Annotated in this window: 28 protein-coding genes and 1 tRNA gene; 12 read left to right on the top strand and 17 right to left on the bottom strand. The window is 33.4% G+C overall.

All coding sequences use genetic code 11. The features are described 5' to 3' along the window. Positions 1–6: 6 nt before the first annotated feature. Together B8977_RS02775 and B8977_RS02770 are read left to right on the top strand one after the other, a co-directional pair. Positions 7–79, top strand: a tRNA-Met gene (locus tag B8977_RS02775). 240 nt (positions 80–319) lie between these two features. Next, on the top strand, positions 320–1,030 hold the full coding sequence (locus B8977_RS02770) for a tyrosine-protein phosphatase (protein WP_245828403.1): 711 nt from the start codon (positions 320–322) through the stop codon (positions 1,028–1,030). Positions 1,031–1,115: 85 nt separating this feature from the next. On the opposite strand, the gene serS is transcribed toward B8977_RS02770, so the two are convergent. Then, complete coding sequence (gene serS, locus B8977_RS02765; protein ID WP_084015901.1) at positions 1,116–2,384, bottom strand: serine--tRNA ligase; 1,269 nt, start codon at positions 2,382–2,384, stop codon at positions 1,116–1,118. Between the two features lie 73 nt (positions 2,385–2,457). After that, complete coding sequence (locus B8977_RS02760; RefSeq protein WP_084015899.1) at positions 2,458–4,023, bottom strand: T9SS type A sorting domain-containing protein; 1,566 nt, start codon at positions 4,021–4,023, stop codon at positions 2,458–2,460. A gap of 138 nt (positions 4,024–4,161) precedes the next feature. On the opposite strand from B8977_RS02760, the gene B8977_RS02755 reads away from it, so the two are divergent. Continuing rightward, the gene (locus tag B8977_RS02755; protein WP_084015897.1) at positions 4,162–6,912 is read left to right on the top strand and encodes a T9SS type B sorting domain-containing protein; all 2,751 of its coding nucleotides are present in this window, start codon (positions 4,162–4,164) and stop codon (positions 6,910–6,912) included. Positions 6,913–6,977: 65 nt separating this feature from the next. On the opposite strand, the gene B8977_RS02750 is transcribed toward B8977_RS02755, so the two are convergent. Genes B8977_RS02750 through B8977_RS02740 form a run of 3 tightly spaced genes read right to left on the bottom strand, consistent with a single transcriptional unit; the run spans position 6,978 to position 9,000 of the window. Next, positions 6,978–7,688 carry an SDR family oxidoreductase gene (locus tag B8977_RS02750; protein ID WP_084015895.1) on the bottom strand — a complete coding sequence of 237 codons (711 nt, stop codon included), beginning with the start codon at positions 7,686–7,688 and terminating at the stop codon, positions 6,978–6,980. Positions 7,689–7,742: 54 nt separating this feature from the next. Continuing rightward, the gene (locus B8977_RS02745; protein ID WP_084015893.1) at positions 7,743–8,222 is read right to left on the bottom strand and encodes a hypothetical protein; all 480 of its coding nucleotides are present in this window, start codon (positions 8,220–8,222) and stop codon (positions 7,743–7,745) included. A gap of 7 nt (positions 8,223–8,229) precedes the next feature. After that, entirely contained in the window at positions 8,230–9,000 is a 771-nt protein-coding gene (locus tag B8977_RS02740; protein WP_084015891.1) for an enoyl-CoA hydratase/isomerase family protein, read from the bottom strand. Between the two features lie 104 nt (positions 9,001–9,104). Between B8977_RS02740 and B8977_RS02735 the strand changes: the two genes are divergently transcribed. The 8 genes from B8977_RS02735 to B8977_RS02700 all read left to right on the top strand — a co-directional run bounded on the left by B8977_RS02735 (position 9,105) and on the right by B8977_RS02700 (position 14,567). Next, on the top strand, positions 9,105–9,776 hold the full coding sequence (locus B8977_RS02735) for a hypothetical protein (protein WP_084015889.1): 672 nt from the start codon (positions 9,105–9,107) through the stop codon (positions 9,774–9,776). After that, a complete protein-coding gene (locus B8977_RS02730; protein ID WP_084015887.1) occupies positions 9,776–10,066 on the top strand; it encodes a winged helix-turn-helix domain-containing protein in 291 nt (96 codons plus the stop codon). Before B8977_RS02735 ends, B8977_RS02730 begins: the two co-directional genes overlap by 1 nt. Positions 10,067–10,076: 10 nt before the next feature. Beyond that, positions 10,077–10,532, top strand: coding sequence for a hypothetical protein (locus B8977_RS02725; RefSeq protein WP_084015885.1), 456 nt, complete (start codon positions 10,077–10,079; stop codon positions 10,530–10,532). Next, a complete protein-coding gene (locus B8977_RS02720; protein WP_084015883.1) occupies positions 10,532–11,380 on the top strand; it encodes a metallophosphoesterase in 849 nt (282 codons plus the stop codon). The genes B8977_RS02725 and B8977_RS02720 overlap by 1 nt, the downstream gene beginning before the upstream one ends. A 12-nt stretch (positions 11,381–11,392) precedes the next feature. Next, positions 11,393–11,695, top strand: a complete 303-nt coding sequence (locus B8977_RS02715; RefSeq protein WP_084015881.1) for a hypothetical protein — start codon at positions 11,393–11,395, stop codon at positions 11,693–11,695. 50 nt (positions 11,696–11,745) lie between these two features. Further along, positions 11,746–12,225, top strand: coding sequence for a hypothetical protein (locus tag B8977_RS02710; protein ID WP_084015879.1), 480 nt, complete (start codon positions 11,746–11,748; stop codon positions 12,223–12,225). Between the two features lie 29 nt (positions 12,226–12,254). Continuing rightward, entirely contained in the window at positions 12,255–13,613 is a 1,359-nt protein-coding gene (creD, locus tag B8977_RS02705) for a cell envelope integrity protein CreD (RefSeq protein ID WP_084015877.1), read from the top strand. A gap of 303 nt (positions 13,614–13,916) precedes the next feature. Beyond that, positions 13,917–14,567 (top strand): DedA family protein, encoded by a 651-nt coding sequence (locus B8977_RS02700; protein WP_084015875.1) that lies wholly within the window; start codon positions 13,917–13,919, stop codon positions 14,565–14,567. 75 nt (positions 14,568–14,642) lie between these two features. On the opposite strand, the gene B8977_RS02695 is transcribed toward B8977_RS02700, so the two are convergent. The 3 genes from B8977_RS02695 to B8977_RS02685 are packed head-to-tail and all read right to left on the bottom strand — an operon-like array spanning position 14,643 to position 16,468. After that, positions 14,643–15,101: a GNAT family N-acetyltransferase gene (locus B8977_RS02695; protein ID WP_084015874.1), complete on the bottom strand. Its 459-nt coding sequence runs from the start codon at positions 15,099–15,101 to the stop codon at positions 14,643–14,645. Between the two features lie 5 nt (positions 15,102–15,106). Next, positions 15,107–15,706 carry an HAD family hydrolase gene (locus B8977_RS02690; RefSeq protein ID WP_084015873.1) on the bottom strand — a complete coding sequence of 200 codons (600 nt, stop codon included), beginning with the start codon at positions 15,704–15,706 and terminating at the stop codon, positions 15,107–15,109. 3 nt (positions 15,707–15,709) lie between these two features. Beyond that, positions 15,710–16,468, bottom strand: coding sequence for an enoyl-CoA hydratase/isomerase family protein (locus B8977_RS02685; protein ID WP_084015872.1), 759 nt, complete (start codon positions 16,466–16,468; stop codon positions 15,710–15,712). A 111-nt stretch (positions 16,469–16,579) separates the two neighbouring features. On the opposite strand from B8977_RS02685, the gene B8977_RS02680 reads away from it, so the two are divergent. Further along, the gene (locus B8977_RS02680) at positions 16,580–17,587 is read left to right on the top strand and encodes a DUF4421 family protein (protein ID WP_084015871.1); all 1,008 of its coding nucleotides are present in this window, start codon (positions 16,580–16,582) and stop codon (positions 17,585–17,587) included. On the opposite strand, the gene B8977_RS02675 is transcribed toward B8977_RS02680, so the two are convergent. The 9 genes from B8977_RS02675 to B8977_RS02640 form a co-directional block, all read right to left on the bottom strand. Continuing rightward, positions 17,584–18,621 carry a nucleoid-associated protein gene (locus B8977_RS02675; protein ID WP_084015869.1) on the bottom strand — a complete coding sequence of 346 codons (1,038 nt, stop codon included), beginning with the start codon at positions 18,619–18,621 and terminating at the stop codon, positions 17,584–17,586. The two genes, B8977_RS02680 and B8977_RS02675, sit on opposite strands and share 4 nt — an antisense overlap. 196 nt (positions 18,622–18,817) lie before the next feature. After that, positions 18,818–19,741: a CBASS system CD-NTase-associated NAD(+) hydrolase Cap12 gene (gene cap12 / locus B8977_RS02670; protein WP_084015867.1), complete on the bottom strand. Its 924-nt coding sequence runs from the start codon at positions 19,739–19,741 to the stop codon at positions 18,818–18,820. Continuing rightward, positions 19,738–20,820: a nucleotidyltransferase-like protein gene (locus B8977_RS02665; protein ID WP_245828400.1), complete on the bottom strand. Its 1,083-nt coding sequence runs from the start codon at positions 20,818–20,820 to the stop codon at positions 19,738–19,740. The genes cap12 and B8977_RS02665 overlap by 4 nt, the downstream gene beginning before the upstream one ends. Positions 20,821–20,872: 52 nt before the next feature. Beyond that, entirely contained in the window at positions 20,873–21,004 is a 132-nt protein-coding gene (locus B8977_RS15240; protein WP_262494071.1) for a hypothetical protein, read from the bottom strand. Between the two features lie 344 nt (positions 21,005–21,348). Next, positions 21,349–22,401, bottom strand: coding sequence for a type II toxin-antitoxin system antitoxin DNA ADP-ribosyl glycohydrolase DarG (gene darG / locus B8977_RS02660; protein WP_084015865.1), 1,053 nt, complete (start codon positions 22,399–22,401; stop codon positions 21,349–21,351). 3 nt (positions 22,402–22,404) lie between these two features. After that, positions 22,405–23,028, bottom strand: a complete 624-nt coding sequence (gene darT, locus B8977_RS02655) for a type II toxin-antitoxin system toxin DNA ADP-ribosyl transferase DarT (RefSeq protein ID WP_084015863.1) — start codon at positions 23,026–23,028, stop codon at positions 22,405–22,407. A 223-nt stretch (positions 23,029–23,251) separates the two neighbouring features. After that, positions 23,252–24,247, bottom strand: a complete 996-nt coding sequence (locus B8977_RS02650) for a hypothetical protein (RefSeq protein WP_084015861.1) — start codon at positions 24,245–24,247, stop codon at positions 23,252–23,254. After that, on the bottom strand, positions 24,237–24,563 hold the full coding sequence (locus B8977_RS02645; protein ID WP_084015859.1) for a hypothetical protein: 327 nt from the start codon (positions 24,561–24,563) through the stop codon (positions 24,237–24,239). The genes B8977_RS02650 and B8977_RS02645 overlap by 11 nt, the downstream gene beginning before the upstream one ends. After that, positions 24,499–25,737, bottom strand: a complete 1,239-nt coding sequence (locus B8977_RS02640; RefSeq protein ID WP_084015857.1) for a site-specific integrase — start codon at positions 25,735–25,737, stop codon at positions 24,499–24,501. The genes B8977_RS02645 and B8977_RS02640 overlap by 65 nt, the downstream gene beginning before the upstream one ends. Positions 25,738–25,960 lie beyond the last annotated feature (223 nt).

Raw genomic sequence — 25,960 nt, 5'->3', positions numbered from 1 at the left:
CTAAATCGCGAGATGGAGCAGTAGGTAGCTCGTCGGGCTCATAACCCGAAGGTCACAGGTTCGAGTCCTGTTCTCGCTACAACTGAAAAGAGAATCAAGAAATTGGTTCTCTTTTTTTATACAATTAATTTGAATTTATTTTTTAAGAAAAAATAATCCACTTAATTTTAGAATCTATACAAAGCTAAAACTGTTAAATTAAATTATTATTAAATTTTCATAACGTATTTGGTACACTCTTTGTGAAAGTTTTGGTACTAACATAACTTTAACTATGATAATTGACCTGTTTAAACCTAAGAAAAGAATAAATCCTGCAATGAATAATTTTACTGAACATTTCATTGATATTCACTCACATATTTTACCTGGAATTGACGATGGGGCCAAAACTATGGGACATTCCATTGAGTTATTGACAAATATGTACAAATTAGGAATTAGAAATTTTGTTTGTACACCCCATGTAATTGAAGGCGTTTGGGAAAATTCTACAGAAAAAATTCTTTCTACTTTTAATGAACTAAATGCTGTTGTAGAACAAACACCAAATCTGAAAGAAATAAATATCCGTGTGGCAGCCGAATACATGATGGATGAAAATTTCCAGAAATTACTTGAAAACAAAGATTTTCTTCCTATTAAAGACAATAAAATTTTGGTGGAAATGTCTTATCTGGCACCTCCTGCAAATTTATTTGAAACCATTGCTGAAATTCAGATTAAAGGTTTTGTTCCTATTTTGGCTCATCCGGAAAGATACAAATCATTTCATCAAGATTTAGGGGTTTATCAGCGGTTAAAATCTGCGGGATGTATGTTTCAGATAAATATGATCTCGTTGTCTAACTATTATGGTAAAGATGTTCACGAATCTGCGATTTGGCTTTTACGTAACAATATGATTGATTTTATAGGTTCAGACCTGCACCACATGAGACACATGGAAGTAATCGAATCAGTAGTAACAAGAAAAAATATGATGGAAATGGTAACACCGATTATCTACAACAACCATCAATTAAAATAGTGTATTAATCTATATTGAAAACCGGGCTAATCTTTTGATGGATTTCCCGGTTTTTTTTATTTTTAGTTCTGAATTAATTTTATTCTTAAATAGATTCAAATCCTGCATAAGCACGGATTTTTTCTGGAATCCTGACAGAACCATCAGCCTGCTGGTGATTTTCTAAAATACAAGCCAAAATCCTCGGCAATGCCAAAGCGCTTCCATTCAATGTGTGACAAAATTCATTTTTACCTTCATTATTTTTAAATCTAAGTTTCAAACGGTTAGCCTGAAAAGTTTCAAAATTGGAAACTGAACTTACTTCCAGCCATTTTTCCTGAGCAGCAGAGAACACTTCAAAATCATATGTCAAAGCTGAAGCAAAACCTGTATCACCACCGCACAAACGTAAAACTCTGTAAGGCAATTCCAAATCTTCCAACAAACCTTTTACATGACTCACCATTTCATCCAAAGCGGCATAAGAATTTTCAGGTTTTTCGATGCGAACGATTTCCACTTTTTCAAATTGATGCAAACGGTTCAATCCACGGACGTCTTTCCCATAACTTCCTGCCTCGCGGCGGAAACAAGGCGAATAAGCAGTCATTTGAATTGGTAATTGAGATTCGTTCAACAATTCATCTCTGTAAATATTGGTAACCGGTACTTCCGAAGTTGGAATCAGATACAAATTATCTTCGTTCACAAAATACATCTGGCCTTCTTTGTCCGGCAATTGTCCTGTTCCGTAACCTGAAGCCTCATTCACCACAAACGGAGGAATGATTTCGGTATAACCTGCTTCAGTATTTTTATCTAAAAAATATTGAATCAAAGCACGTTGCAGCCTCGCTCCTTTCCCAATGTAAACCGGAAATCCAGCACCTGTGATTTTAACACCCAGTTCAAAATCAATCAAATTGAATTTTTTGGCAACTTCCCAATGTGGCAATGCGTCCGATTTCGGATTGGCATCTCCTTTTGTGAAAACAATTTCATTATCATCAGCACTCACTCCGGCCACTACGCTTTCGTGCGGAACATTTGGGATTTGATAAAGCAAAGCTTTCAAAGATTCTTCGTACTTCGTCAATAAATCCTGTAATTCTTTGGTTTGAACTTTTTGCTCAGCCGTTTTTTCTTTCAAAGTATTGGCTTCATCGGCTTTTCCTTGTTGAAATAATTGTCCGATTTCTTTGGACAATCTGTTCGACTCTGCTAAAAGGGTATCTAATTCAAATTGGGTTTTACGGCGGAGTTCATCTACATTGATTACCTCGTCTACCAATTCCAATTGCTTGAAATTTCTCTTTTTGAGTCCTTCGATGACTCTCTCTTTGTTTTCCTGAATAGCAGTTACGACTAACATTTTGGTTAAATTTTTAGCAAATTTAAAGTTTAGAATTTAGAATTTGGATTTTAGAGCTAATAATTAGAGAAAATTATTTCACAATTAGCTTTTTCGTTTCTGTTTTGTTTTTTGAATTGATTTTTATGATGTAAATTCCTTTTGGAATTGAACCTAAATTTAAAGTTTGATTATTTTGAACTGAAGAAAATTCGAGGATGGTTTTTCCGGTTAAATCTATAATATAAACTTGATTTAGGGTTCCATTTAATCCATTAATTATAAACGAATTGGAAGCAGGATTAGGCGCAATCTGAATTTTAGAATCTTTTGAGATATCTTCTATAGAAAGTCCGTCATAAATGGTATAACGAACGAGACTCAAATGTGTCCCATTCAATATAAGCAAATGGTCATTTCCCATAAAAAGTGCTTTAGTGGGTTCATCATTTAAAGAGGGATGAATTTTATCAATTGAGACTGCATTTGTTCCGAACTGATTATCATAATTTCCCGAGCCATCAAAGGCTACTAAGGCAAATTTTGCAAATGGATCCTGATTTTCAAAAGCATAACCAATCTGAATTATATTCTGATCATCGGGTGTCAGCATAAAGGTTTTTTGGAGATGTAAATAGGAACCGGAAAAGATGTTGTTGAGATAAGTGGAAATTGAGCCATTATTTCCAAAATTTGCATTTATATTTCCGTTAGAAAGATATTCCGTGAGGTTCATATAATAAAAGCCGCCGTCAAATCCGTTGGATGAGAGAATAATGTTTTCATTATTTTTCAATTCGATAGAGCTGAAATCATATAAATTATCATTTGAAAGTGGAATTACCTTAGTGCCTGTTTGATTAAATGACGTATCCAAAGTTCCATCCGAATTAAATTTCATCAAAATATAATTGAATTCCATCAAGTTATCAGAATTAAAATCCAACACCTGAAATCCTCCATCTTCATATAATTTCAAATCTCTTAGCACATCAAAATCAGAATAATTATGTTTTAAAAATCCGGCATTTCCAAATGATGAAACAGGCGCTCCGTTAGCATCCATCTTCATTAGAAGCAATCCGGGATTTGAATTATCATTTCGGAAATAATTTCCTCCAATCAAAAATTCATTTTGAGTTGTTTCGACAATTACTGCTCCACTGCTACCTCTTTCCACTGAAAAAAGAGCTATTCCATCATCCCCAAAATCAGACATAAAATTTCCATCACGATCCAATTTGACAACCATAGTTTTTCTTTCATTGGTTGAATTCAAAAAAACACCGCCCAATACATAAATGTAATTATCATGAGAATTCAACATATCATAAACGTATAGAGAACCATTCTCTATGTTGATTTTCTTGAAGCCATTTTCTGCAAAAGAATTATCTAATTCTCCGGTTGAGCTAAATTTAGAGATAAGTATATTATCGTTGTAAGCCGTTAAATCAGAGTTATAATTATAATTTGTCCCTGTGTAAATATTTTGATCTTGATCGAGTGTCATCGCCCTGCTCCATCGAGCATTTACCTCTTCTGGTAAATTATTTTCCTGGATTGAAATTCCGTTATTTCCAAAACTCGGATCTAAAACTCCATATTGAGCATTTGAAATAATCGAAATAAAAAGTAAAATGAATAAAAAATTTCTCATGGTAATTGATTTTCGTGATGAAATTAAGGATTTTAATTAGATTCTCAAATACAATTTTCTAACGTTCAATTCATTGAAATAAATTTTGAATTAAATTAATGACTACATTTAGAGTGCTAAAATTTCACTAAACACGCAATGAAGAGAACTCTATTTTTTTTTATATTTATAACTTCTTATCAGTATGCTTTTGCACAATTAGAATCTTCACATTGGTATTTTGGAGCACATTCAGGACTTGATTTTAGCAGCGGGTCTCCTCAGGTTGTTTATAACGGCCAGCTAGATACAGGTGAAGGATGCGCATCAATTTCGGATATAAATGGTAATCTTCTTTTTTATACTGACGGAACTACTGTATTTAATAGAAATCATCAACAATTAAATACTGTAAATTTAAAAGGGGACTCTTCCAGCACACAATCAGCTATAATTGTTCCCTATCCGGGAAATACTGATTTGTATTATATTTTTACTGTTGATGCAGATGATGGTGCACAACCGGGAAGTACAACCAATGAAGGATTTCATTTCTATCTTGTCGATATGACTCTAAATGGTGGTTTAGGTGGAATGGTAGATACTCCCAACAACAACCTTTTACCACTTACATCTGAAAAAGTTACCGCAGTCGCTCACAAAAACAATGATGATATTTGGGTAATCACACATTTTGAAGATAAGTTTTATAGCTATTTGGTGACTTCCACGGGTTTAAACACTACTCCTGTCGTTTCACAAATTGGCCCTTATATAGATCCATTGGTATATCCTGTAAATTCAAGAGGTTATATAAAAGCTGCTCCTAACGGGAAAAAAATAGCTATAGCCCACTTAAGCAATCTGCCTCTTTCAGAATTGGGAGGAAACGTACCTAATAGTACTTTTGCAAATACTTATGACGGTCATGCCGCTTTGTATGATTTTGATGACCAAACCGGTTTAGTGTCAAATGAAATAGTCATTTCAGATGAAGGGAGCCCTTACGGTGTTGAATTTTCATTCGATTCTAAATTTGCATATTTTGAATTTGACTATCATGACGAAAATTATAATTGGACGAATGGAGAATTAGCTCAATATGATTTATCAGCAACAGATATTCCGGCATCTAAATTAGTGATATTTGATGATTTCATTTTTAATGGCGGTTCTTTTCAAGCACGTGGTGCTCTGCAATTGGCTTTAGATAATAAAATTTACTATTCACACACCTACTATACTTTTAATGCATGGGGAATTGTTTATTTAGGTGATTATTTATCGATCATCCATTCCCCGCACTTGCAAGGCGCTGCTTCAAATTTTGAATACAATGCACTTAGACTAAATGATGCCGCAAATCCAAATCATAAGGCTTCTTACGGACTGCCTCCATTCATTACATCATTCTTCAATGCAGTGATAGTTTTTGATGGTGGAATTTCTGGATCTGAAGCTTGTTTAGGAGAGGCTTTAAACTTTTCGGTTATTGCCAATAGCCCTGTTTTAAATATATTATGGGATTTTGGTGATGGGAATACATCCAATTTATTAGCCCCTTCTCATACTTATTCCAATCCGGGAACATATACGGTGTCTGCAACTGTAACTACCGATGAAGAAACCGTTCCTGTAACGCGTCAGGTAACCATCCATTCTTTACCCAATGTCCAAGATGTTGAATTAGTTAAATGTGACTACGATGGAGACGGATTGGCTTTATTTGAAATTTACGATGCTGACAACTTGGTTTCCGGCGACTCCAACATCACGATCACTTACCACGAATCACCAGAAGATGCTATATCAGGAGAGGATAATTTACCAAATGTTTATACCAATACTTCAAATCCTCAGATTATTTATGTGAGGGTAGAAAATGAATTTGGCTGCCTTTCTTTTTCCGAATTAGAATTATCAACTTCTCTAAATACCATACAGATTGTGCCAGACATTGAACTTTGTGATGAAAATAGCGATGGAGTAGAAACATTTAATTTAACTCAAAATCAAAACATTATCAACAGTTTATATACTGACCCTATTACCATTCTTTCTTACCATAAAACAATTACAGAAGCAGAATTTGGACTCAATCCACTTAATTTAAATTATACTAATAACTCCAATCCGGAAACCATTTATGCAAGAGTAGAAACCGATTCATGTTTTGAAGTTATAGCTTTTGATTTGATACTCAATCCGCTTCCATTTATAAATATTGAAGATAATACGATTTGTCCTCAAAACGGAATCATAACATTAGATGCCGGAACAGGTTTTACCACTTATTTATGGGAAGGGATGCAAGGAAATGATTTGAATCAGCCTAATAATGAGCCTACAATTACAATTACACAACCCGGCTCATATTTTATAACTGTATGGGACGATAAGGGTTGTCAATTCAGAGATTCGTTTACAATCACAAATTCTGTAAACCCTGTCATTTCTGAAATAATTATTTCAGAATCCGGAACTGTAGAAATTATAGCTATTGGAGAATTTCCGTTTGAATATAGCTTAAACAACGTTTTGTGGCAATCTTCCAATCAATTTACCAATTTACCACCCGGAGATTATATTGCATATGTAAGAGACAGCAAAGGTTGCATTTCAGATACTAAAGGATTTGGAATCCTCGAAATCCCTAATTTTATTTCTCCCAATGGCGATGGATACAATGATACCTGGTCAATTCGGGGAATTTCAAATTACGAAGATGTTCACATACAAATCTTTGACCGAAACGGAAAATTATTTGTGGACAGAATGAATCACAACAATTCAGAAGTTTGGGATGGTAAATACTTGGGACGCACTGTACATACAGGCACTTACTGGTACATTATAAAAACTACAGATGGCAGAAAATATGTAGGAACACTTGCTGTGAGAAATTATTAGAAAATATAAATCTCATGGAAGTCAATTTCCATGAGATTTATAAAATATTTAATTCAGATTAAATTTCACTTCAAGTCCGGTCTTGTCGGACGAACCTCGATTTTACTTGGTAAAGTTCGCGGATTCATTTTCAACAAATCCAACACCAATTGACCGATGTCTTCAGGCTGTATTTTCCATTTGTCACTGTCAGATGCAATATGGTTGTTGAAATTCGTCGCCACGGAGCCTGGCATGATGGTAGAAACTTTGATATCATATTTTCTCAGATCCAACATCGCTGCCTGCGTAAAACCAACCACACCAAATTTGGTAGCATTGTAACCTGAAGCATTTTCAAAAAAGTTAGTCCCCGCCAAACTTGCCAAAGTGATGTAATATCCTTTCGATTTTTTCAATGCATCTACGGAAGCTTTCAACGTATGGAAAACGCCATTAAGATTGGTGTTAATCATGTTATTCCAATCTTCCAAAGACAATTCATCGACCGGCGCAAAAACGCCCAGACCTGCATTTGCCAAAACCACATCTACTTGTCCGAAATGTGAAATTGTCTGCTGAATTGCTTTTTGTTCATCTTCGAAATTCGTTACATCCGATTGGATTCCAATCACTTTCGATTCATTCCCTAAAGATTTAGCTGCATGTTGCGCATCTTCCAATTTCCTTCCGCTGATGGCAACGCGCATTCCGGCTTCCAATAAGACTTTTGCCGTTCCATAACCGATTCCTTTTGTGCCGCCTGTGATGTAGGCAACTTTATTTTCTAAACTCATATTTTTCTTATTAAACGAAGTTCGATTTTCGAGGTTCGAAGTTCGCGTTGTAAATTATTCTAGTTTTTTCCAGGTATTTAAATATTCTTTCTTCTCAAAATTTACTCTTTGAACAATTGTTGAATCTCGCTCAAAACAGATGTATGTTTTTAAAAATTCTTTCTTGGATGGAATTCCTTCAAATTTAAACTTCACTTTTTCTTTATAATCATCAAGAGAAATTATTGATTGTGGTACATTTTGATTTACATAAACTTTAAAACCTTTGTAATTAAACTTTCTATAATTATCTTCTGAAGAATAAAACTCAGAGTTGATAAAACTCATACACCAATCTTCATTGGATTTTTTTGAATAAACTTTAATAAAAATTTTATCTCCATCTCTATAATCACTTGCCTCAACTTCTTTCAAATATTCAACAAAAAGTTTTTCAATTTTATCATCAACAAATATTTCTTTTATATTATTCTGACATGAATTCAAAATAATTAAGATCAAAATAAATTTGTATTTGAATAATTGAAGCTTCATGCAGTTATTACTTAAAATTCGGTTTTCTCTTTTCCATAAAAGCTGCCGTTCCTTCTTTGAAGTCTGCTTCGTCAAACAATTCTCCGAAACTTTTGATTTCGATATCGAAACCTTCTTTGGCATCGCTCGCGTTAATCGCCTGAATGGCTTTTGCGATGGCAACAGATGAATTTTTTACAATCTTTGAAGCAATGGCTTTGGCTCTTTCCAATAATTCCGCTTGAGCAACCACTTCATTAACCAAACCGATTTCATACGCTCTTTCTGCTGAAATCATTTCTGCCGTGAAAATCATCTGCGAAGCTCTTCCTTTTCCGATTAATTTTGGCAAACGCTGGGTTCCGCCATATCCTGGAATTAACCCCAAAGTTACTTCCGGCAATCCTAGCTTTGCATTGTCCGAAGCAATTCTGAAATGTGCCGACATTGCCAATTCCAATCCGCCGCCCAATGCAAATCCGTTCACCGCTGCGATAATCGGTTTTGGAAAGTTTTCCATTTTGTCAAAAACCTGCTCCTGCCCTTTTCTTGCCAATTCCTCTCCTTGTGTACCTGCAAAATCGCTAAATTCTTTGATGTCGGCTCCTGCAACAAATGATTTTTCGCCGCTTCCGGTCAAAATCACTACTCGGATTTCTGGATTTCCAGCCGATTCGTCCAGGAAGGAACTGATTTCTCCCAATAATTCTTTGTTCAGCGCATTCAAAGCCTGCGGACGATTTAGCGTTACCAATGCAATTTTATTTTCTATTTCTACGATTAAATTCTGATATGACATATTTAAAATAATTTTGAGTTAAAAATAAGGATTAAGAAATCGAATAAAAAATTTTGGCAATTTCATTTTTTTAATTTTACTTTGCAATTCAAAGTTCTTTAAAAATGAATCAAAACCCACACGATCAATTAAAAGAAATCCGTTCACTGATGGAAAAAAGTTCTCGCTTTATGTCGCTTAGCGGTTGGACGGGAATCATGGCAGGAATTTATTCGCTCATTGGCGCAATTGCAGCGTATTTTGTGATTTTCAAAATGAAATTTACAGAACAAGTACTCCAAGAACCCATTGAAACATATGGTTCCGGAAGGGTAATTCATTACAATTACTCCAATGGATTGACAGAATTATTTTCTGAGAAAAATATTTATTTGTTTCTGATTGCAATTGCGGTAATTTTACTTTCCACAGTCACTGCATTTCACCAGTCTTCTGTCGTAAGCAAACAACAAGGTGTAAAATTGTGGAACTCTACCACACGAAGATTATTCATTCAAGTCGCCATTCCGCTGGCAACCGGCGGTGTTTTCTGCCTCGCCCTTTTATATTATGGACATGCAGGACTGATTGCTCCAGCAATGCTCATTTTTTACGGATTGGCGCTACTCAACGGAAGCAAATACACGATGAAAGAGTTTCATTCGCTCGCACTTTGTGAAATTGGATTGGGCGTAATTTCCTTGCTGTTCATAGGTTGGGGCTTGATTTTCTGGTCTATTGGATTTGGAATTTTACATATCATTTATGGGATTTTGATGCAAAAAAGATACAAGTAATGAGCATCATCGAAGGACTAAATAAGAATTTTGAAAACCGAGTCAGGCTCGGACTCATGTCGGTTTTGCTAGTCAATGATTGGGTGGACTTTACCGAAATGAAAGAACTTTTGAGCGTGACGGACGGGAATTTGGCAAGCCATTCTTCCGCTTTGGAAAAAGTGGAATACATTGAGATCAAAAAAGAATTTGTCGGAAAAAAACCGAAAACTTCTTACCGTGTCACGCAAAAAGGACGCGAAGCTTTTCAAAGACATTTGGCTGCTTTGGAGAAACTGCTGGGTAATTAATTCGAAATTTATGAATGAATTTCTTTTTGTGTTTTTAGTTTTATTAGTCCCCATATTAATTGTAGTTGGAATAATCTTTCTTAGTTTTTGGTTACCAAAAAAATTGGGATTTCCAAAAGCAGGAAAAATAATTGGTACGTTGGCTTGTTGTTTCTTCGTTTATGCTGTTATTGCTATGATTTTTGAAGATGAATTGTTTTCTAAAAATGATGCTATTGAATTACTTGAAGAACAAAAAATTCATTTAAATGATGATTTCAAATTAGAGGAAAATTCTTCAAGTTGGGCAATTGGAGATTATCATCACAGTTTCACTTTATCAATTTCTGAAAATGATAAAAAACAGATTGTCAAAGAAATAAAATCGACAAACGATTATAAAGATTCCTCTACTCAAGTTACTGAACTTCTGTATGTAGTTGACATAAAAGAAAATGAATTAAGATTTATTGAAATTGACGAATAATGAACCGCCGAAAATTCATAAAAAACACAACTTTGGGAACCTTGGGGTTAGGGTTTCTGGCGGGTTTGTATTCATGGCAAATAGAGCCTTTCAATTTGGAATTTGTCAAGAAAAAAATGCCGATTCATCATCTTCCTGAAAACCTTATTGGTAAAACTTTAATGCAGATCAGCGACATCCACATCGGCGATAGATTTGATTATCAATTCATCATTGATTCTTTCAAAAAAGCAGAAAAATTCCATCCCGATTTTGTGGTTTACACCGGAGATTTTTCGCACTATAAATCCAAAAAACAAATCAAACAATTAAAAGAAGTTTTGCCGCATTTCATCAAAGGAAAACTGGGAACTGTCGGCGTTTTGGGAAATCATGATTACGGTAAAAACTGGTCAGAATTAAATGTTGCAGATGAAATCACTTCTTTATTGAAAGCTAAAGAAATCAGGATTTTACGGAATGAACAGATTTCAATTGAGAATCTGAATTTCATTGGATTTGATGATTATTGGTCTCCGAAATTTAACCCTTCAAAAGTGATGATTCAATACGATTCCGCAAAAGCGAATTTGGTTTTGTGCCACAATCCCGACGCTTGCGACGATGATGTTTGGAACGGTTACAAAGGTTGGATTTTGGCGGGACATACGCACGGCGGACAAGTTAAACTGCCTTGGCTTCCGGCTCCAATTATTCCGGTAAAAAATAGAAAATACTCGGCAGGAGAAATTGATTTGGAAGATGGAAGAACCCTTTACATCAACCGCGCCATCGGGCATTCATTTCAGATAAGATTCAATGTACGACCTGAAATTACCATTTTTGAATTAGATAAAATTTTAACTTAAAATCAATAAATTATGAAAACAAATTCAAACCAAGAAAACAAAAGATTGATGCTGCTGATTTCAGCTGCGGCCTTGATTTTATCTATTCCGCTCATCGCGATGCAATTTACAACTGAAGTAGACTGGAGCTTGTTCGACTTTATCGTCATGGGAATTTTACTTTTTGGAACGGCTTTAATTATCGAATTCATAATCAGAAATGTAAAGAGTTTTAAATCAACAATTATTTTATGCGTTTTTGCTTTAGGTGCTTTATTGTTAATCTGGGTAGAATTGGCAGTTGGAATTTTCGGAACACCATTCGCTGGAAATTAAAATTTTTTATCATTATACTTTGAATTTCAAAGAACTTTAAAATAATAAAAATGAATTACAGATTAAAATTCATGTTGTGGCTGTACGATTGGTCACAAATCGTTTACACACAACTATTCAAACAAAACAAAGAAGTATGGGGCATTTCTAAATCGGAATTTCTGCTTTATCCCGAAGGAACTTTAGGCAAAGCCATGGGGGAATTTTACCATGAAAAAGGATTTTCAGTTATGCCAAAATTGGAAAACCACGATGCCTTTCATGTCATAACCGAAACCGGAACGGAAATACAAGATGAAATTGCCATGCAATATTTGTTATTGGGAAACGGTAAAATCAGCTTGTATATGTTTGCGATGATCGGCATCGGGACGGCACTTTATCCGGAATTCATTTTTTATTATTTAAAATCCATAAAAAAAGGGAAATCGATGGTAAGGTTTCACGATATGCAATTCAAAGAATTACTTGATGCCAACTTAATTCATCTGCAAGCGGGTATTTTCTCTAACCACTTTTTATTCATCTAAAATTTCAGTTTAATTAAATCAAAAAAATTATGGAAAATCAAATTCAATCCCAACAAAACAGCTTTTTCAACTGGCTAAACAAATCATTGACGGTAAAAATGGCTGTCATCGGATTCCTCATTCTCATACTGCTCATTCCTCTCGTATATGTTCAAAGTCTGATTGCTGAGAGAGCTCAACGGCAGCAGGAAGTAATCTCTGAAATCAATGAAAAATGGGGAAAAGAACACATCATTTCCGGTCCGTTCATCAAAATTCCTTATATAAAAAGAACGACTTCCAATTACACCGACCCCAATTCAAAACAAGTCAAAACCAGTACGCAGTACTCAACAAGTTACGCTTATTTTTCTCCTGACGAAATTAACGGAAAAACCAATCTGGATGTGAAAACGCTTCAACGAAGTATTTATAAATCTGCGGTTTATGAAGGTTCAATTGTCATGAATGGAAAGTTGGCAAGACCTGATTTCAAAACTGAAGACATCAAAGAGGAAGATGTACAATGGGACAAGGCTTCGATTGTAATTCAAACTTCAAACCTGAAAGGAATTAAAAACAATCTTTCCGTAAAAATCGGAAATAAAAACCTTTCGCTTTCCCCGAAATTTGTTCAGCAAAACGAATCATCTAAAGATTTACATTCTCTTCAGAGCGAATATTTTGATTTCAGAGAATTAAATTCTCTTGATTTCCAATTCAAACTTGACCTCAATGGAAGCGAGCGTTTCAGCATCATTCCAATTGCAAAAGAAACCAAACTCAACATGAAATCCAACTGGACTTCTCCGAGTTTTGTGGGTGAATATCTCCCAAAAAATGAAGACGAAAAAGTTTCGAAAGACGGATTTGATGCAAACTGGGACATCCTTTATTACAACCGTCCTTTTTCCCAAAGCTTTTTCGGTGGATTGCCTAATTTGAATGAATATTCATTTGGTGTAAATCTTTTGGTTCCGGTTGATGAGTACCAAAAAAGTGAACGTTCTGCTAAATATGGCTATCTCGTGATTTCATTTACATTCTTATTTTTCTTTCTGATTCAGGCGGTTAACAAAGTAAACATTCATCCTTTTCAGTATTTATTGATCGGATTGGCATTGGTGATGTTTTATACTTTACTGATTTCAATTTCTGAACACAGTAACTTTTTGTATGCTTATTTGATCGCAGCGATTTCAGTCATCGCATTGATTTCATTGTACACATCTTCGGTACTCAAAAAAGCAAAATTTGCAGTTTTCATAGCCGCCTCACTTTCCGCTCTCTATTCATTTATATATGTGATCATCCAATTGGAAAACTACGCTCTGCTGGCTGGAAGCATTGGATTATTCATCATCCTCGGAATTGTTATGTTCATTTCCCGAAAAGTGGAATGGAAGTAATTTCATTCCCGAAAATTCCCTGTCAGGATTCTAAATCCGGCAGGGTTTTATTCAATTTCACAAATTATTTTATGTTAGCAATATCATTAACTTTATCAAGTTGTCTTAGCGTAATATTTTTAATAGTTATATATCATGTTTTAAGTAAAAAATTGAAACTTGGCAGCAATTTTCATCTAACATTTATATTGATTATTTCAGCATTAATTATTTTTCCAATAAGTTATATTTTGACCATTCAAATTGCAATTCGATTATCTATATTCTTGTAATTTACCCTAACTTCGCGAAAAAATTTTCCTAATGGAACTAATTGATTTCATCCTGCACATAGACCAGCATTTAAACGTGTTTATCCAAGATTATGGATTGTGGATTTATGCGATTTTATTTCTGATCATTTTCGTAGAAACCGGCGTAGTTGTGATGCCGTTTTTACCTGGAGATTCTTTGCTTTTTGCAGTGGGAATGCTGGCTGCGAATCCTGATAACGGATTAAACGTTTGGATCGTCATTGGTTTACTCCTGATCGCTGCCATCGCGGGTGACTCACTCAATTATTCAATCGGAAAGAAATTCGGGATGCGTGTCACAAGAATTAAACTTTTTGGAAAACAACCCGTAAAACCGGAACACATCGATAAAACGCATTCTTTCTACGAAAAATACGGCAGCAAAACCATCGTTATCGGACGTTTTGTACCGATTGTACGAACTTTGGCTCCTTTCGTAGCGGGAATCGGAAAAATGAATTACGGAACATTCATCACTTACAATGTCATCGGAGCTATTCTTTGGGTAGTTGGAATCACATTGGCCGGATACTTTTTGGGAAGCTTTGAATGGGTTCAAAATAATTTCTCTAAAATCGTCATGGTAATCATTGTAATTTCTTTATTACCAATTGTTATAGAATTTATAAAAGTTAAATTCTCCAAAAAAGAATCGGTTTAAATTCAATAAAATATAAAACGAAAAAGACTTTAGATTTAACTTAAGTCTTTTTTTATTTCAAAATTTCTATTTAGATCAAAGTATTTTCTCAAAACAAATGCTTGTTTCCACGTCTTTGTATTGTCCATAATTTGGAATGATTTTGTAATTGCTTTTTTGATACAACCCAACTGCATCTTTCATGTCCTCGCCAGTTTCTAAAATACACTTTTCGAATCCTAATTCTTTTGCCCAATTTTCCAATTCTTTCAAAACCAATTGTGCAATTCCTCTTCCACGAAATTCTTGCGGAACAAACATCCGCTTGATTTCCATTACATTGGAATAGTATTCTTTGATTGCACCACAACCCACTGGAATTTCATTTTGATAAATAAGAACAACATGCTTCAGTAAATCTATTTGGTTGAATTGAACAAAAAAATCATTTTCATCTCCGTTTCGAATCGCCAAATAAGCATCTAATTCAGAAACCAATTTTTGGAAATCTTTATTTTCTGAATTTGTTCTTTGGATAATTAAATTATCTGACATTGAATTTAAAGCAGTTTTATTTCCACCAATTTTTCTCTTAAATCTTTAGGATTGGTAAAATGAATGGTTTCAATTCCAAATTCTCGTGAAGCTTCCACATTTTTCAAATTGTCATCGATGAAAAGGCAATTTTCAGGTTTCAAATAAAATTTTTCCATCATTAATTCAAATATTTTTCGGTCCGGTTTGATTAATTTTTCTTCTCCTGAAACCAAAATCCCGTCAAAAGCCTGAAAGAAATCAAATCTTTTCAACGCAATCGGAAAGGTTTCCGCCGACCAATTTGTCAACCCGTAAAGCGGATATTTTCCTTTCAGTTCATACAAAATTTCCACAGATTCAGGAATCATCTCTTTGAGCATGGTTTCCCATTTTCCGTAATACATTTTAATTTCGTTTTGATGTTCGGGATATTGTTCCAGCAAAAGATTCGTTGCTTCTTCCAAACCTCTTCCGCAATCCTGTTGAATATTCCAGTCATCAGTGCATATATTTTCGAGGAACCATTCCATTTTTTCATCATTTTGAAAATGGTCGCGGTATACATATCGCGGATTCCAATCTACCAAAACGCCACCGAAATCAAATATTATAGTATTGATCATTTATTAATTCGATTTGAATTTGTTCAAAGTTTCTTTTGTAAAATCAGAAAGCACCAAACGGCCGCTCATTTCGGCACGTTTCTGCATCAATTCAGGCAAATGCTCTGTTCCTTGCCAGAAAATCGATTTCAAATCACGCATCGCTTCCAGACTATAAACCGAAAGGTTTTCAGCGAATTCCTGAACGGCTTTTTCACATGATGCGGCATCAGGCAAAATGTGCGAATACAAACCTTTTTCTTTGACCCATTCCGGCGATTTCCATTCGGTCGGATTCATCGTCAATTCAGAAAAAGAAGCAATTCCGATTTTGCGGGTAATCGCAGGTTCGATCACAAACGGACCGATGCCGATGGACAATTCACTCAAACGAATGGAAGCATTTACATCTGCCAAGGCATAGTCACAAGCCGCTGCCAGCCCTACTCCACCGCCAACAACTTTTCCTGTGATGCAACCTACGATGAATTTCGGACAGCTTCGCATCGCTAGGATCACATTTGCAAATCCCATGAAAAAATTCTTGCCGGTTTCAAATTCAGAAATGGTCAACAATTCGTCAAACGAAGCGCCTGCACTGAAAACTTTGTCGCCTTCACTTTTTAAGATGATGATTTTGACTTCGTCATTTTGTCCCAATTCATTTATAATTCTAATTAATTCACGCAATTGTGTACTCGGAAAAGAGTTGCTTTTCGGGTGATGAAATTCGACAGTTGCAATATTATTTCTTATGTCAGATTTGATGTAGTATGTTTCCATGACTGTAAAATAAAGGCATAATTGACAAGAAAAAAAATTTATTTCTTATGTATTAAATAATTTAAATTTACAGAAATGTCGAGGCTTTCAATTGAAAAAATATAATTCTAAATGAATTACTTCTCAAAATCCATTTTTGCATTAATTCTCCAAATAAATTTAATTTCCATTGTTTATGCTCAAAATTCAGATTCAATAAAATTTATTTCTTACAAAGAAAAAATAATGCTGAAGGTCAATCTGGATACACAAACAGAAGAATTTGTTCTTAGTAATCAAAATGACATTTACAAATTGGCTTTGAACAACAAAATAAAGTTGGGTCTTTCCATAGATTATGAATTTATAAGTGCAATTATCTCATTTACACCGAATTTCTTACCAGGCAATAATGATGATCAATCAAAAGGTAAAAGTTCTTTTACTGATTTGAAATTCAGATTTTTCCCTGGAAGATTCATTCAAACTTTTCATTACAAAAGATTAAAAGGATTTTATCTGAAAAACACTCGTGAATTCATCGCAAATTGGCAAGAAGAAAATAATACTTATTTAAAATTCCCAGATTTGAAAAGCACAACATTTGGCGGTTCAACTTCATTTGTTTTCAGGCCGGAATTTTCACTCAAAAGCTTGCTTTATCAGCGTGAATGGCAGAAATACAGCGCAGGGAGTTTGGTGCCTTCTGTTAATTATGATTTGACATTTTTGACCGACGATTTTGGGACTTTTACGGGAACAGAAAGAGAATTGGATTTGAGTTTAGACTTGGCTTATTATTACAATTGGGTAATCGCAGAAAAATTTACTGTTGCGCCGTATGCTTACACGGGTGCTGGAGTTCGTTTTACAAAATACCGTCAGCAAGGTGAAATAAACTCCGTAGAAAAAAATAAATATTTCACTTATGAATTCGGCACAGGCATTTATCTTGGGTTTAATTCTGATAAGTTCCTGTTTGGCGGAAGGCTTAATTATGCTTCATTCAATTACAAACCAGATGAAAACAGATTTACAGACAATTCTTTGTATGGATTAATTTTCGTTGGATACAGATTTAATCCACCGAAAAAAGTCGAAAATATTTATGAAAAAGTTGAAGAAAAAAATCCTTTTTAATTCTCTGCTTCATAGTACAATTTGTAAAATTTCTTACCTTCATCATCCGTTCCCTGCTCGATTTTCTGACGGTCACCATGAACGTAAATGTGGAAATTTTTATCGAGTTTAATGATACTTTTGAAAAATCTGGCTTGCTTTTTAACTGCATTTTTAGAGATTTCAAACTGGTCATTTAATTCGACTTCGTATAAATCTTCGTAATGTTTTTTGTAATCTTCAAAACTTTGCTTCAATTCATCCTGAACCAAAACTTTTTCAGCAAAATCAGCTAATTTAAATTCTTCATTTTCTTTGAAAAAATTTACAGATTTATTCAGTAAATCTACTTGGTCAACTTTTTTTACTTCGAAATCCTCTGGTAATTTATCCAATACATAACTTTTGCAAAGGTTCAGTGTATTTTCCGTATCAAAATATTCATCTTCACGCTTCATCAAACCTAAAAAATCATCTGTCCAAATACCAATTTCGTCTCCTTTACTGTTGTCATAATTTGCCACCACAAAACCTTCATCTTCCTCTACATTAAAAATCATGCAGGCTTTGTCAATTTTTGAAAGCAAAATTCCTTCTTCGATATTTACGTCATAAGAACTTTCAGTAGGCGTTGCTTTTAAAATTCTTTCTTTGGTTTCGGATTTAAAAATTCCGACTGCCTTGGCATGTTCCCCTTCCACAATCGCATCGGGAAAATAAACCACAAACAAATCTCCGCCTCTCACCTTCGGATTAAAGCTCACATTGTACAAATGGTTGGCAAGGTGAACTGAATTGTGCAAAAGCTGTGAAGGTTCTTCGAAAATGCTTTTAACTGCCGCGTAAACTGTGTTGGCTTCAAGTCCGTCATTCTCCGCAAATTTGAAATATTCATCCGTTTTGAAAGGTTTTGTAAAAAATCCGTACAAAGTTTCCGACATTTCGGACGGATAAAAAGTAAGGGTTTTAGACAAATGCGTTCCTTCATCGGTGGATTTATTTCCAACGCGGTGAATGACAAGGTCAAAAGTTTCTTCAGGGTTTACGAAATGCATAATTCAAAAATTTCAATGAGCAAAAGTAAGCAATTCACTCATTTTGTGAGGAGGATTCTCAAGTTAAATCCATAAAAAAATCCCGCAATTGCTTGTGGGATTTTCGTGACCTCGACAGGGTCGTAACTTTTCTCTACATTCCGCTCTAATAAACAGTTTCTAAATTCAAATTCATTAAAGGGGGCTGTAGAGGGGGTTAAACTCTTACAATTTCTATAAAATCGTCAAATGAGTTTTTCTTTATTAAACCATTCAATGTATAAACGAATTTTTCTAATTCCCTATTAAGAATATTTTCATATTCATCTCCGAATGTTTTATATTCTTCAGGAAGTAATTCTCGAATAGCATAGTTAATCCCAGTCAAAGTAGAAGGAAAATCTATAATCAATAATTCTCCTGTCTCCAATAATTTACTATTAACCTGAAATGGTCTCGGTCTTCCTAAACACTCAATTTGAACTTGTTCTACTCCAGTTTCTCTTTTTATTTTTTCAAACTGAAGGTTTATATCTTCATCAATTTTTTTAGGAATAATTATTTGAAATTTACACTTATCATATTCCGCATCTTTAATTTTCAGTTTTCCATCTTGAACAATTTTAACGCACAACGCTTTAATGAAATTCTCAAAATACCCATAAGCTAATGTGTTAGACGGAAAAAAATTAAACGTATCGAGTTCGACTGACAAAAAAGCTCGTTTAATTTCGTCAACTTTATCTATTAAGTTTTTATTATTAAATTTAGATACAAAGATTCCGCTTAAATCGCTTAATTCTTTCACATTTTCATGGACTAAAAAGAAACTTCGTTTAACACCTAATCTTCCAATAAACAAACCCAATTCAAACAATATATTATCACGGGCTTGTAAATATTCTTTCCCTCGCACCTCAACTTTATCGTCGGGCGAACCTATTAAAATTCCAAAATCAAATTTCAAAGGTGCTTTTAGCAAATCGTGTAAAAAATTATTATTTAACTTAAAAACTGATTTGTCCCATAAGTTCTCATTCCAAATGGTGACCTCAAAATCATTTTCTAATAACTTTTCTACAATTCTTGCCGTTCCTATTTCTTCAGAGGAACTACCTATAAACAGTCGAGGTTTTTTCATAATGAATAATTAAAATTAGGTATTAATTGAAAATCACCGAATACCTTCCCTAGCTCTTCTTCAAGTTCTCGAAGAGCTTTAACCTTGTCTGGTTTTCCATAAAAAATATATTCAGAACCATCTACGGACTTTACAGAATTACGGTAACTTTCGTTCGATATTAAACGATAAAATTCATCAACAAGAACTGGCACCAATTCATAGTATTTTTTTCCACTATAATTATTGATATCTATTTTATAGCAGATGGCATTTATATCGAAACTATTTAAATTAATTTTTGTTCCTGAATCTACTTTCAAATTCTTTAAAAATCGAATCATTTTTTTCAACCTACCATTTACAGAATTATCCTTAGAGTTTATTCGATCAATACTAACAAAAGGAGATTCCACACGTCCAATCGAATTTTCACTCTTATCATAAATTTGAATGCTTCGAAACTTTTTTTCATTTTCTTTTATAGCTTGCACAGTTCTATACCAACAGGCAATAACAACATCTACTTCTCTATGAAGATTTTTATTTTTTAGACGAATTGCTTTAGGCTTGGAAATATTACATTCGTCATATTCGTTAGTTAACTTATTTTCAGATTCAGTTCTATTTCTTTTTAAATCCGCAAGAAAATTTCCTTGATAGGAAGTACTAGATTCTCTTGCATATCTTAGATTCGTCAATTGATAACTTTCTAACAACAATTTTTCTAAACTATTATTTAGTACAGAATCAACACCACTCCAATCATTGAAATGAAATAAATTTGATATTACTAATAAATCTATATCGCTATTTCCCCTAATATGGGTATTGGTCATTACAGACCCCTGATATTCATAATCTACATTCGACAGACATGCTTTAAGGTGATTTTTTACAGCTTCCCCAGCCTCCTTACTTCTGCGGGTGTAATCTTCTCCAACACCATCCATAGCTCTTTTAATATATTCTAATACTAAAGTTGGAGCTTGAACCTTAAATTCATGTTCATAATTTTCCCCGAATAATCTTCTCTCAGAAATAGATTCAGGATTTGTTCTTGATTTTACTTCACGTACGAGTTCATCGTAATTTCTCATATTAATTAATTTTAATTAAAAAAGAGGGCTAACTTTTAGCCCTCTCACTCTTTTACTTCTTTTTCTTCTCAGTTTGGGATAATGCACTTCCGGCAACAGATTTCGCTGCCGTACCATATCTATTATCTCCCAAAATTTTTGAAGCGGTCGAAGCAACCTTCGAAGAGGTAACTTTTTTTGCCATTTTCAAATATTTATTATTACACCCTATTTACAGAAGGGATTTCTCTGAGAAGACTAACAAAAATCATTTGGAGATAAGAAAAAAGATGATACTTTTACAACAAATAATAAAATGGATAGATTCTTCTAAGTCTATCTTTTTTAAACATATTAGGGGCTCTCCACGTCGAAATTTTGAGCCCTTTTTTAATTTCCAAAATAGTGCCAATCAGTTTTTTCGGTTATTTTGTCATAATCATAACCTAACAAAAAGTAAATTTTCTGTTAAATCATTCAAGTACAGCATTTTAAATCCTGACAAAAATAAATCACTTTCGTGGCAGTCTTTCTAAAAATGTCAGTCTTTTATTTTATGAGCTCTAAAGAATCAGAGAAATTATTGATTCTTTCCAAAGCAGTATCTATAAAGAATTTATTAGAGAACAATTCCGTTTTTCGGTTACTCCAATCGTTCAGTTTAGCAATGATAACATCAGAATCATTCGTATTTTCTTTTTCAGAAATATATCCAATAGTAGAAAGTAATTCCAATCCAAAAGGAGAATAGAAGCCTTCCAAGAAGTTTTTGGTTTTTTCAATTATCTCTAAATATTCCTGATTGGGTAAGTTTTTCAAGTATTCCAAAACCTCGTTTTCGGTATCCATTACCAAACCGATTTCTTCAAAAGGTTTTTTATCTTTAGAACTATATCCCAAGATATAGCTTCCATTGAGGTAATACAAAAGATGCTTTACCTTTCCCGAATATGGTCCATAAAAATTCGGTTTATATTCCAATTTAAAAAGGTCTTTCGCACCGAAACGTTGTAAGAAATAAGCTATTTTTTCAGCAGAAAATTCGGATACAAATTCTCCGTTTTTTACCAAATCATATAAAACCGCCAAAAGCATCGCTCGAGCAGGAGTTAATTTTACTCTTTCTTTTTTGAGAACCTCTTTTATTTTAGCGTTCGGTTGATACACCAAAATAGAGGCATTTAAATCAACTAAATATTTTTCGATAAGTTCTTTTACCTTCTGCCAATCTAAACCACCGTTACCAGCACCGAGAGGTGGAAGAGCGACAGATTTAATATTATTTTCTATTATATATTTTCTTAATTCGACAAGCCCGTCCTCAATATAGCTATACTCTGAGGGTTTTCTCCAATCGGTTTTCGTCGGGAAATTGATGATTATCTTTTTTCCAGAAACAAGATTTTCTTCAGTGGTAATTAGTAGCTTTCCAACACTTAATTCTTCATTATCGCACGCTTTACGGTAAATTTTATAATTATTAGGAAAAGCGTTCTTGAATTGCAGGGCAATTCCTTTACCCATAACCCCAACAGTGTTTACGGTATTTATCAATGCTTCCGCATCGCTTTCCAATAAATTTCCTTCAACGTACTTAATCATCAATCAAAAATAAAAATTTTCACGAATTACAATTAATTCTTCTGGGATACCAAACTCAATTAATCTTCCCTTAGTTTTTTCATTATAAACAACCCATCCTGAGATAACATTCGAAGGAATATCTCCTTCTACCAAAAATTCTGCTTCCTTTCTTCTTTTCAAATCTAAATCACTTTCATCAACCCACTTTAATCTTTTTATAGCTTCAAAGTCTAAAATTTCTTCCATTAAATAAGCACTATCGCTTCCAAAGAATTCGCTAATTTGAATAAGAGCATGTCCGTTCGTAAAAAAAAAAGGAATTTGGGACTGAATAATTCTCTCAACATTAGTTATACAATATACGATATTTTCAGGATTTTGAACAGGAACTCCATCATATCCCGTCTGAATAACTAATAGCATGGGCATTTTATACCAAAAATAAAAAGGAATAAATTCATTTAGGGTTTTGCCATTTGGAGCATTTCTTAAACTACGCTTACCAATAATATTCATATTTCCTATTGGAACATAGTTATCATTCGCTTTTTCAGAATGAGCTAAAGTCAATCCATTCGCCAAGATATGAGGTACATTTTCTACATGCACCATTCTAAACAAACGTATTTTACTTAAATCTGCCATTTGAAACAAAAGTAATCACTTTTAGCTTGACTCTCCATATCTTTTACAAAATCCCTATTATAAAATCAAGCAGTTCTTAAATCTATCAAATCAAACTTGATTTAACCAATTTTACTTAATCAAAATTAAGGATTCGCTTGATTTAAAAATTTCTCCGCTTGATGAATTTGGTCGTATTTATTTATTAGCTTTTCTATTACTTAGTATTTAATTAGGTAATTATTTATTTAATATTACCCTTATTATATAATCTATTAAGTTTTTTCTCAAAACGTTCGAAAAACTCCGATTTCAATTGGTCATCTTTTACCCTAAATGATTCAAAAAGTTTACTTAAATCGCTCATGTACTTCGTTTTGTTATTGTTTAAGATTCCCGTATGGTTTAAACAATCCAAACATTCCGATAATCCATAATTATTTATACCTTCATACGCCAAAAAATCTCTAAAATCTGAATATGAACTTATTTCCCGCAATCTATTTTCATCGGCTAAAACATTTACAAAATTTATATTCCCGAAACGTTTTCTAAATTCTTTTAAAATTTCGTCCCAGTTTTCTTCTATTTTTCTCAAAGTATTTGCCTTACTTTTAAAGAAAGGCGTTCCTGAAACTTTATTTACAACAATTTCCAATCTTGGGAAATGAAGCCGTTCGTTTACTTCTTTATATGGATAGCTCTCCAAATTCTTCCTCTTATTCATCTCAAAGTATTTATCATAAATCTTGAGTTTATAATTTTCAAACCCGAAATAAACGGTCATTATTTCATCGCCCATCTCGTATCTGGAAGCGTTTCTATATCTTACAAAACAATCCTTTATTCCTTTGAATTTCTTATCAACCAAAAGCGTTACGCCAACCTCTACTTTTGTTACTTTAGCATTCCAAAGCTCACTTTCTCTCATACCAATTTCACGAGCAAGAAGACTTATACAATCAATAAATTCGGCATAGTTCAAATCCTTTCTCGAATTCTCTTGATAGTACCATTTCCTAATACTTCCGCTAATGGATAATGAATATTCTTCTTTTTTATCATCAGCGGTATGTAATATTTTCATGGAATGTTTTTTCCTTTTAAACTTACTATTAAATAGTTTAATTTCCTGAAAGGTTTTATGGGGACAATTGGAATTATCTTTATCAGAAGGCTTCCATTCTAATTTATCTTTATTTGAATAATTAGTTACTATTATTTTTATATTATCTATCATAAAATAATGCTTCAAAATCTTTTCTAACAATATGAACAGTTCCCTTTTTATTAGATTCAATGGGAGGGTAAAGTCCTTTTGATTTCCTCATCCTATCAATCGTTTTACGACTAACAGGATATTGATCCATAAGTTCTGCAATAGTCAATTTCTCTTCAGGATTCCTACCAGATAATTCCACTCTCTTTTTTAAATTTCTGATATCTATATTTTTTGAAGAAAGAAGGTCTTTATATTTTTTTACTAAATTTTTATTTAGTCTTTCCAGTCTTTTTATTTCCTTCTCCAGTTCTTTGATTCGTTCTTGGTTTTTCATAGTTTTTAAAGTTTACGTTAAAAATAATTTCTTTTAAAGTTTCTTCATCAGAATTCACGTAACGAGAAGTCATTTTAATATCAGTATGCCCCATCAGTTTCATAATAAAATAGGGTTGAGTACCTTTTTTCGCCAAGATAGAACCAAAGCTATGACGAGCAGTATGAAAAGTTACCTTCTTAGGAATTTTAGCAATTGAGGCAATTATCTTTAAATCACGATTTACCGAAACATTCGTTCTTCGTGGAAATATTAATCCTTTTTTTATCATGTACTTATTTTTCATTAGAATTAATTTCGCATCACGATTAATTGGTATCTCCAATTTTCTATTCATTTTCTGCGATATTATGATAATTTTCGAACCGTTATCAAAAATATTTTCTCTTTTTAAGTTCATTACATCCCCAAAGCGAAGTCCAGTAAAACAACTAAATAAAAATAAGTCTCTGGTAAGTTTCAATCCATAAGTATATGCTCCTATATTCAAATCAGCATCAACGATGTCTTGGACTTCTTTCTCCGTAAGAAATACATCAACTTTATTTTCCTTTGGTCTCTCAATTTCCTGACAATGATTCTCTTTTACCAAACCTAATCTTTTAAATTCATTAAATGTACAAACCAACGTTTTTCTTCGGGTGCCAATACCGCTTTTACCAATTCCTTTTATCGTACGCAGATAATGAAAGAAATCTTTAAAGAATTTATAATCCATTTCTTCAAGTAATAGGTTTGGCTTATACTCTTTCAATTGTTTCTTCAACAAAGCGTAATGGTTACTCGTTCCTTTGGAAATTTCCAGAAACTTCTTATTACAAAATTCGTCGAAATGGTAATAAAAATCTCTTGTATTTTTACCATCGTCTGTTCCAAGATACTTTTCTCTAATCAATTCTCTGGTCATAGGTTTTCCTGAAATATCAATTTCGAGTAAAATGTTTTCTAATTTTCTGACTTCTTGTTCTAATTTTTTTCTTAGGGTAGCATTAGACAATCCTTTAGGTAAGGACTTTTTAAAATCCCAATCTGATAAATGCAAAGAATGACCAGAAGAAAATTTGGTCTTCTTAGAATTTACGATTACTTGATAATACAACGGATAAGTTCCGTTTCCTTTTCGTTTTTCTTCTTCATTTCTAATAACGACTTTTACTGAGTAAGAGTTTTTCATGACTATATTTTTTTTATTTATTTACTTATATAAACTCCCGAAGCCATTTTTTTTCGTTTTTTCAAAAACAAAAACAGAGGGTTTCAGAGCAATAGGGAAAATATTTTAACAAAATATTAACTTTTAAAAAAAGGACATAATTTTACTTTGCTGATATTCAGCAATTTAATTTTAATAGGATTTTATTAGATTTCCCTCTCTAAATGGGGAATATTGTCTAATA

It is taken from the genome of Moheibacter sediminis (assembly GCF_900176425.1).
Taxonomy (GTDB): Bacteria; Bacteroidota; Bacteroidia; order Flavobacteriales; family Weeksellaceae; genus Moheibacter; species Moheibacter sediminis.
Note: the sequence above shows the minus strand (reverse complement) of the source record. Positions and strands in the feature narration are given on the sequence as shown.

Excerpts from the sequence above, each read along its gene's own strand:
- B8977_RS02770 (WP_245828403.1), top strand. The coding sequence starts at position 320 with ATGAATAATTTTACTGAACATTTCATTGATATTCACTCACATATTTTA.
- serS (WP_084015901.1), bottom strand. The coding sequence starts at position 2,384 with ATGTTAGTCGTAACTGCTATTCAGGAAAACAAAGAGAGAGTCATCGAA.
- B8977_RS02760 (WP_084015899.1), bottom strand. The coding sequence starts at position 4,023 with ATGAGAAATTTTTTATTCATTTTACTTTTTATTTCGATTATTTCAAAT.
- B8977_RS02755 (WP_084015897.1), top strand. The coding sequence starts at position 4,162 with ATGAAGAGAACTCTATTTTTTTTTATATTTATAACTTCTTATCAGTAT.
- B8977_RS02750 (WP_084015895.1), bottom strand. The coding sequence starts at position 7,688 with ATGAGTTTAGAAAATAAAGTTGCCTACATCACAGGCGGCACAAAAGGA.
- B8977_RS02745 (WP_084015893.1), bottom strand. The coding sequence starts at position 8,222 with ATGAAGCTTCAATTATTCAAATACAAATTTATTTTGATCTTAATTATT.
- B8977_RS02740 (WP_084015891.1), bottom strand. The coding sequence starts at position 9,000 with ATGTCATATCAGAATTTAATCGTAGAAATAGAAAATAAAATTGCATTG.
- B8977_RS02735 (WP_084015889.1), top strand. The coding sequence starts at position 9,105 with ATGAATCAAAACCCACACGATCAATTAAAAGAAATCCGTTCACTGATG.
- B8977_RS02730 (WP_084015887.1), top strand. The coding sequence starts at position 9,776 with ATGAGCATCATCGAAGGACTAAATAAGAATTTTGAAAACCGAGTCAGG.
- B8977_RS02725 (WP_084015885.1), top strand. The coding sequence starts at position 10,077 with ATGAATGAATTTCTTTTTGTGTTTTTAGTTTTATTAGTCCCCATATTA.
- B8977_RS02720 (WP_084015883.1), top strand. The coding sequence starts at position 10,532 with ATGAACCGCCGAAAATTCATAAAAAACACAACTTTGGGAACCTTGGGG.
- B8977_RS02715 (WP_084015881.1), top strand. The coding sequence starts at position 11,393 with ATGAAAACAAATTCAAACCAAGAAAACAAAAGATTGATGCTGCTGATT.
- B8977_RS02710 (WP_084015879.1), top strand. The coding sequence starts at position 11,746 with ATGAATTACAGATTAAAATTCATGTTGTGGCTGTACGATTGGTCACAA.
- creD (WP_084015877.1), top strand. The coding sequence starts at position 12,255 with ATGGAAAATCAAATTCAATCCCAACAAAACAGCTTTTTCAACTGGCTA.
- B8977_RS02700 (WP_084015875.1), top strand. The coding sequence starts at position 13,917 with ATGGAACTAATTGATTTCATCCTGCACATAGACCAGCATTTAAACGTG.
- B8977_RS02695 (WP_084015874.1), bottom strand. The coding sequence starts at position 15,101 with ATGTCAGATAATTTAATTATCCAAAGAACAAATTCAGAAAATAAAGAT.
- B8977_RS02690 (WP_084015873.1), bottom strand. The coding sequence starts at position 15,706 with ATGATCAATACTATAATATTTGATTTCGGTGGCGTTTTGGTAGATTGG.
- B8977_RS02685 (WP_084015872.1), bottom strand. The coding sequence starts at position 16,468 with ATGGAAACATACTACATCAAATCTGACATAAGAAATAATATTGCAACT.
- B8977_RS02680 (WP_084015871.1), top strand. The coding sequence starts at position 16,580 with ATGAATTACTTCTCAAAATCCATTTTTGCATTAATTCTCCAAATAAAT.
- B8977_RS02675 (WP_084015869.1), bottom strand. The coding sequence starts at position 18,621 with ATGCATTTCGTAAACCCTGAAGAAACTTTTGACCTTGTCATTCACCGC.
- cap12 (WP_084015867.1), bottom strand. The coding sequence starts at position 19,741 with ATGAAAAAACCTCGACTGTTTATAGGTAGTTCCTCTGAAGAAATAGGA.
- B8977_RS02665 (WP_245828400.1), bottom strand. The coding sequence starts at position 20,820 with ATGAGAAATTACGATGAACTCGTACGTGAAGTAAAATCAAGAACAAAT.
- B8977_RS15240 (WP_262494071.1), bottom strand. The coding sequence starts at position 21,004 with ATGGCAAAAAAAGTTACCTCTTCGAAGGTTGCTTCGACCGCTTCAAAA.
- darG (WP_084015865.1), bottom strand. The coding sequence starts at position 22,401 with ATGATTAAGTACGTTGAAGGAAATTTATTGGAAAGCGATGCGGAAGCA.
- darT (WP_084015863.1), bottom strand. The coding sequence starts at position 23,028 with ATGGCAGATTTAAGTAAAATACGTTTGTTTAGAATGGTGCATGTAGAA.
- B8977_RS02650 (WP_084015861.1), bottom strand. The coding sequence starts at position 24,247 with ATGATAGATAATATAAAAATAATAGTAACTAATTATTCAAATAAAGAT.
- B8977_RS02645 (WP_084015859.1), bottom strand. The coding sequence starts at position 24,563 with ATGAAAAACCAAGAACGAATCAAAGAACTGGAGAAGGAAATAAAAAGA.
- B8977_RS02640 (WP_084015857.1), bottom strand. The coding sequence starts at position 25,737 with ATGAAAAACTCTTACTCAGTAAAAGTCGTTATTAGAAATGAAGAAGAA.